Genomic DNA, 6,282 nt, shown 5'->3' on the forward strand with positions numbered 1-6,282 from the left:
GCCCATCACGCACGAGACCCCCGGCCGGAACCGGGGGTCTCGTGCGTCGCGGGCGGGCGGAGCCGCCCGGACCGGATGCGTCAGGCGGAGGCGAGCAGCGACTTCAGCGCCGACGTGAAGAACGTCAGCCCGTCCACACCCGAGCGCATCGCGGCGGCCGTGTCGGGCCCGAAGCCCTCCTCGACGGCGTGCTCCGGGTGCGGCATGAGCCCCACCACATTGCCGCGGCGGTTGCTGATGCCGGCGATGTCGTTCATGGAGCCGTTCGGGTTGTGGCCGAGGTAGCGGACGACGACGCGTCCCTCCGCCTCGAGCTCGAGCAGCGTGTCGGCCGAGGCGATGTAGCCGCCCTCGCCGTTCTTCAGCGGGATCGTGATCTCCTGGCCGGGCTCGAAGCCGTTCGTCCAGGCGGTCTCGGTGCTCGCGACCATCAGGCGCTGGTCGCGGCAGACGAAGGATCCGATGTCGTTCGCGATCAGGCCGCCGGGCAGCAGGTGCGCCTCGGTGAGCATCTGGAAGCCGTTGCAGATGCCGAGGACCGGGGTCCCGGCGTTCGCCGCGTCGACGACCTCGCGCATGATCGGGGAGTGGGAGGCGATGGCGCCGCAGCGCAGGTAGTCGCCGTAGGAGAAGCCCCCCGGCAGGACGATCGCGTCGACGCCGTCGAGGTCGTGGTCGCCGTGCCACAGCGCGACCGGCTCCGCGCCCGCGAACCGGACGGCGCGCTGGGCGTCGCGGTCGTCGAGCGAGCCGGGGAAGGTGATGACGCCGATCCTCATCGGGCGGCCTCCGCCGGGTAGTGGATCCCGACGACGTCCTCGATCACCGAGTTCGAGAGCATCTCGTCGGCGATGCGCTGCACCGAGGCGCGCACCTCGTCGGTCACCTCGTCGACGGTGATCTCGAAGCGCTTGCCCACCCGCACGCCGTGGAGGGCGGAGTGGCCCAGCCGCGCGAGCGCGCCGGCGACGGCCTTCCCCTGCGGGTCGAGCAGCTCGGCCTTGGGCATGACTTCAACGACGATCGTGGGCACCGTGTTCTCCGGAGTCTCGGGGGAGTGCGGTCTTCCGCGCGACCATCGTACCCGCGGGGGTCCCCGCGGTCGGCGGCGCTCAGGAGGTCGTGACGCGGATCGCGTTCGCCCAGGGGTCCTCGAAGGCGAGGGTGCGGCCGTCGTCGCGGGTGGCGACTCCGGAGCGGGCCAGCCGCTCGCCGAGCGCGCCGAGGTCGTCGGCGCCGGGCACCACGATCTCGACCTGTCCGAGGCCGAGGGCCTGCTGCCGGCGTCCGGCGCCCGCCGAGTTCCAGGTGTTCATCGCCATGTGGTGGTGGTAGCCGCCCGCCGAGACGAAGAGCGCCTGCCCGCCGTACGCGATCGTCGTCTCGAAGCCGAGCCGGTCGACGTAGAACTCCTTCGCGGTGGCGACGTCGCCCACGCTCAGGTGCACGTGGCCGACGGAGGCGCCGCCGAGGCGCGGCTGCGCGATCGACTCCTCGGTGAGGTGCTCCTGCAGGAACGCGTTCGGGTCGAGGAAGAGCGTGCTCATCTCGATCCGCCCGTGCGTCCACGACCACTGCGTGCGGTCGCGGTCCCAGTAGAGCTCGACGCCGTTGTGCTCGGGGTCGTCGAAGTAGAAGGCCTTGCTGACCAGGTGGTCGGAGCTGCCGGTGAAGGAGCCGGGGTGCCGGGTCGCGACGCTGTACACGGCCGCGGCGAGCGCCGCCTCCGATTCGAAGAGGATCGCCGTGTGGAAGAGGCCTGCGCTGCGCGGCGAGGCGTGCACCAGCTCGGGCGCGTGCTGGAGGATCACGGCCGGCACTCCGCCGCGGCCGAGCACCGCGACCGGTCCGTCATGCGAGAGCAGCTCGAGCGTCACGGCGTCGCGGTAGTAGGCGATCATCCCGTCGAGGTCGGCGACGCGGAGGGTCACCGCGCCCATCGCGGTGTCGGGAGCGAGCAGGTCGGGGGAGGAGGTGGTCACGGCGGAGACGCTACCCGCTTTTGGTTGAAGCTACAACCATTCAGAGGGGCGAGCGCTCATAGGAACCGCATAAGCATCGTCCAGGCGGCGCGGGGAGGCCGGGCGTGGAATGGGAACCGGTCGCCGTCAGGGGCGGCCCCGGCACGAGGACGACACCATGAACGAGCGACACGAATCCGACGAGCGAGAACTCACCGACCAGCCCGCCATCACCGAGGCGACGGGCGCCGACGAGGTGCGCGCGCTGCGCGCGGACGACCGTCGTCGTCGTCGTCGGGCGCTGATCGCCGGCGGCCTCGGCCTCGCCGTGCTGATCGGAGTGACAGCAGGCGGAGTCGCCACCGCCGGCCGCACCGAGGCGGCCTCCTCCGCCTCGGCCGGCGCCGCTACGATCGTCTACCCCGGCGGCTCGCGGGGATCCTTCGGCGGCGGGTACGTGATCGTCCCCTCCTGGGGCGGATCGACGCAGGGCGGATCGACGCAGGGCGGCTCGACGCAGGGCGGCTCCTCCCCGTACGGCTCGACGCAGGGCGGCTCCTCCGCCGCCGAGCCGGCCACCGGCGCGACCGACGCCGTGGCCGCGAGCACCGCGCAGACCGCCGGCGTCGTCACGATCACCTCCGAGCTCACCTACCAGGGCGCCCGCTCGGCCGGCACCGGCATGATCCTCACCTCCGACGGCATGATCCTCACCAACAACCACGTCGTCGAGGGCGCCACCGCGATCTCGGTCACGGTGGAGTCGACGGGCCGCAGCTACACCGCCCGCGTCGTCGGCACCGACGCGACGAACGACGTCGCCGTCCTGCAGCTGGAGGACGCCTCCGGCCTCACCCCCGCCTCGCTCGACACGGACGGGGTCGCTGTGGGCGACACCGTGACCGCCGTCGGCAACGCAGGAGGGACGGGCGACCTGGTCGCCGCCACCGGCACGGTCACCGGTCTCGATCAGCAGATCACCACCCGCTCCGAGTCGGGGATCTCCGCCGAGACGCTGACCGGGCTGATCCAGACGGACGCCGACATCGTCTCCGGCGACTCCGGCGGCCCGCTCGTCGACTCCGCCGGCCGCGTCGTGGGGATGGACACCGCCGCCTCCAGCGGGACGGTCGACATCACCGGCTTCGCGATCCCGATCTCGAAGGCCCTGGACATCGTGGCCACCATCGAGGCGGGCGCCGACACGGCCACCGTCGAGATCGGCTATCCGGCCTTCCTCGGCGTCTCCCTCTCCTCCGGCACCGCGTCGCCGACCTCGCGCGCGCTCGCGACCACCGCGTCCGGCGCCGTGATCGGCGGAGTCGTCGAGGGCGGGCCGGCCGCGCAGGCGGGCCTCGAGGCGGGGGACGTCGTCACCGCGGTCGACGGGGTCACCGTCGCCTCGGCCGACCAGCTGTCCGCCTCGCTCGCGCAGCGCGAGCCCGGGGAGTCGGTGACGATCTCGTGGACCGACTCCGCGGGCGCCGCCCGCTCCGCCCAGGTCGTGCTGGTCGAGGGTCCGGTCGCCTGATCGGAGCCTCCGCGTGGCCGCCGGAGCGTTCCCGGCCGTTCACCCGGACGAGCGCGCCACGCCGCCCGTTGTTTTGATCCGCTCAAGACAACTCGGGTAGTGTCCTCGGCATGACGACAGTGGACGAGCGGCTCCGAGCCTCCGGGCTCAAGGTCACCGCCACCCGGCGCGCGGTGCTCCTCGCTCTCGAGGAGCACCCGCACTCCGGGGTGGACGCGGTCCTGGCCCGAGTGCGCGAGGGCCTCCCCGAGGCTTCGGCCCAGGCGGTCTACGGAGTGCTCTCGGCGTTCACCGACGCCGGGATCGTCCGCCGCATCGAGCCGGAGGGCCACCCCCGCCGGTTCGAGCTGCGGGTCGGCGACAACCACCACCACGTGGTGTGCCGGCGCTGCGGGGCCGTGGCCGACGTCGACTGCGTCGTCGGGGAGGCGCCGTGCCTGCATCCGCAGACCGCGAGCGGCTTCGCCGTGGACACCGCCGACGTCACGTTCTGGGGCACCTGCCCCGACTGCCTGGCCCTGGCCCACTGACCGACATCCGCTACACCGCAGCGGCGGGCCCCGTGCCCCTCGCCGACAGGAGGAACATGACCGAGGAACGATTCACCACCACGAACTCCGGAGCACCGGTCGCGAGTGACGACCACTCGCTGAGCGTCGGAGCCGACGGACCCCTCGCGCTCCACGACCACTACCTCGTCGAGAAGCTGGCCCAGTTCAACCGCGAGCGCATCCCGGAGCGGGTCGTCCACGCCAAGGGCGGCGGAGCCTTCGGACGCTTCACCACCACCGCCGACGTCAGCGCCTACACGCGTGCCGCGCTCTTCCAGCCCGGAGTCGAGACCGAGATGCTCGCGCGGTTCTCCACGGTCGCCGGCGAGCAGGGCTCGCCCGACACCTGGCGCGACCCCCGCGGCTTCGCGCTGAAGTTCTACACGAGCGAGGGCAACTACGACCTCGTCGGCAACAACACCCCCGTCTTCTTCATCCGCGACGGCATCAAGTTCCCCGACTTCATCCGCTCGCAGAAGCGCCTGCCCGGCAGCCACCTGCGCGACCACGACATGCAGTGGGACTTCTGGACCCTCTCGCCCGAGTCGGCCCACCAGGTCACATGGCTCATGGGCGACCGCGGCCTCCCCTCCTCGTGGCGGCACATGGACGGCTTCGGCTCGCACACCTACCAGTGGATCAACGCCGCCGGCGAGCGCTTCTGGGTCAAGTACCACTTCAAGACCGATCAGGGCGTCGAGATCCTGAGCCAGGAGCAGGCCGACCAGATCGCCGGTGAGGACGCGGACTTCCACATCCGCGACCTGTCCTCCGCCATCGACCGCGGCGACTTCCCCTCGTGGACGCTGTCCGTGCAGGTCATGCCGTACGAGGACGCGAAGAGCTACCGGTTCAACCCGTTCGACCTCACCAAGGTCTGGCCCCACTCGGACTACCCGCTGATCCAGGTCGGCACCATGACGCTCGACAGGAACCCCGAGAACTACTTCGCGCAGATCGAGCAGGCGGCGTTCGCCCCCTCGAACTTCGTGCCCGGGATCGCGGCAAGCCCCGACAAGATGCTCCTCGCGCGCATCTTCAGCTACGCCGACGCGCACCGCTACCGCGTGGGGACCAACCACGCGCAGCTGCCGGTGAACGCGCCGAAGTCGCCCGTGCACTCGTACTCGAAGGACGGCCCCATGCGGTTCGACTTCCAGAAGTCCGAGGTGCCCGTCTACGCGCCGAACACGATGGGCGGCGCCCACGCCGATCCCGCCCGGGCGGCGGAGTCGGCCGGCTGGGAGACCGACGGCGAGCTGACGCGCGCCGCGGCGACCCTCCACCCGGAGGACGACGACTTCGGTCAGGCGGGGACGCTCTACCGCGAGGTCCTCGACGACGACGCGCGCGCCCGCCTGGTCGCGAACATCGCCGGCCACGTGTCGAAGGTCACCCGTCCGGAGCTGCGGCAGCGCGTGCTCCAGTACTGGGCGAACGTCGACTCGTCGCTCTCGCAGCGCGTCGCCGAGGCGCTCGAGCCCTCGGCTTCCGGTGCGGACGTCTCCCCCGAGGCGGTCGGCATCGGGGCGTAGTCCCGGCATCCCCTCGAGGAGCGCGCGGTACCGGAGCGATCCGGGCCGCGCGCTCCTCGTCGTTTCCGGGGAGGGTCCTTCCACTCGGTGGAGTCGGATCCCGCGCGCGCGGGTGCCCGCCTCGGTCCGATGCAGCCGGCTCGGACCCCGGATCCGCCCGCGGAACCGGGCGCCGACGGGGAGGACCCCCGATCCCGACACGCCCGGGATGTGCGATTTCGGCCCGTCGTTTGACAGCACCGCGATCGCTGCGTAACTTATTCCGAGTCGCCACAAAGGCCGCAGGGAAACGGAAAGAGCAGCAGCTCCTACGTCCCGGCCTCAATCGGGACCATCCACTCGGCAAGACAGCTTTTCGGAGCAGGTCTGCCGCACGGATGTAAAGCCTTCGCAGGATCCCTCGGATCCAGCAACTTCGCCGCCCGGCGCAGGACTCAGGTCCTGAACCGAGCAACGTCGGAGCGCCTACGAGCGTGACGACATCGCGAAGAAGCCGAATTTGACACGGCCTGCGGATGTGCTAAGTTATACAAGTTGCCACGGCGACAGGGAGAAAGAAACTTCTCCTAGTCTACCGAGAAGACGCGTATGACGCAAGCAACATTATCTTCGATCACTTCCGTTGTGAAGCACCGTTCTGGTGTGGAGGCGGGATGTGTCCGATTCTTGAGAACTCAACAGCGTGCACTATGTTCAATGCCAAT

The 6,282-nt window shown here is 70.8% G+C and carries 6 protein-coding genes; 3 read left to right on the forward strand and 3 right to left on the reverse strand.

The window, feature by feature from the left end; all coding sequences use genetic code 11:
- Window positions 1-80: 80 nt before the first annotated feature.
- From purQ to C5C74_RS09100, 3 genes are all read right to left on the reverse strand, one after another.
- The gene (purQ, locus tag C5C74_RS09090; protein ID WP_104222737.1) at window positions 81-779 is read right to left on the reverse strand and encodes a phosphoribosylformylglycinamidine synthase subunit PurQ; all 699 of its coding nucleotides are present in this window, start codon (window positions 777-779) and stop codon (window positions 81-83) included.
- Window positions 776-1,033, reverse strand: coding sequence for a phosphoribosylformylglycinamidine synthase subunit PurS (purS, locus tag C5C74_RS09095; RefSeq protein WP_104222736.1), 258 nt, complete (start codon window positions 1,031-1,033; stop codon window positions 776-778). Before purS ends, purQ begins: the two co-directional genes overlap by 4 nt.
- Before the next feature lie 79 nt (window positions 1,034-1,112).
- Window positions 1,113-1,940, reverse strand: a complete 828-nt coding sequence (locus C5C74_RS09100) for a VOC family protein (protein WP_104239376.1) — start codon at window positions 1,938-1,940, stop codon at window positions 1,113-1,115.
- Between the two features lie 199 nt (window positions 1,941-2,139).
- Between C5C74_RS09100 and C5C74_RS17705 the strand changes: the two genes are divergently transcribed.
- From C5C74_RS17705 to C5C74_RS09115, 3 genes are all read left to right on the forward strand, one after another.
- Window positions 2,140-3,492 carry a S1C family serine protease gene (locus tag C5C74_RS17705; RefSeq protein WP_219813451.1) on the forward strand — a complete coding sequence of 451 codons (1,353 nt, stop codon included), beginning with the start codon at window positions 2,140-2,142 and terminating at the stop codon, window positions 3,490-3,492.
- A 110-nt stretch (window positions 3,493-3,602) separates the two neighbouring features.
- Entirely contained in the window at window positions 3,603-4,022 is a 420-nt protein-coding gene (locus tag C5C74_RS09110) for a Fur family transcriptional regulator (RefSeq protein WP_104222735.1), read from the forward strand.
- 56 nt (window positions 4,023-4,078) lie between these two features.
- Complete coding sequence (locus C5C74_RS09115; RefSeq protein ID WP_104351377.1) at window positions 4,079-5,578, forward strand: catalase; 1,500 nt, start codon at window positions 4,079-4,081, stop codon at window positions 5,576-5,578.
- Window positions 5,579-6,282: the final 704 nt, after the last annotated feature.

This window comes from Rathayibacter sp. AY1E8 (assembly GCF_002931415.1).
In the GTDB taxonomy this organism is placed as follows: domain Bacteria; phylum Actinomycetota; class Actinomycetes; order Actinomycetales; family Microbacteriaceae; genus Rathayibacter.

Excerpts from the sequence above, each read along its gene's own strand:
- purQ (WP_104222737.1), bottom strand. The coding sequence starts at position 779 with ATGAGGATCGGCGTCATCACCTTCCCCGGCTCGCTCGACGACCGCGAC.
- C5C74_RS09100 (WP_104239376.1), bottom strand. The coding sequence starts at position 1,940 with ATGGGCGCGGTGACCCTCCGCGTCGCCGACCTCGACGGGATGATCGCC.
- C5C74_RS17705 (WP_219813451.1), top strand. The coding sequence starts at position 2,140 with ATGAACGAGCGACACGAATCCGACGAGCGAGAACTCACCGACCAGCCC.
- C5C74_RS09110 (WP_104222735.1), top strand. The coding sequence starts at position 3,603 with ATGACGACAGTGGACGAGCGGCTCCGAGCCTCCGGGCTCAAGGTCACC.
- C5C74_RS09115 (WP_104351377.1), top strand. The coding sequence starts at position 4,079 with ATGACCGAGGAACGATTCACCACCACGAACTCCGGAGCACCGGTCGCG.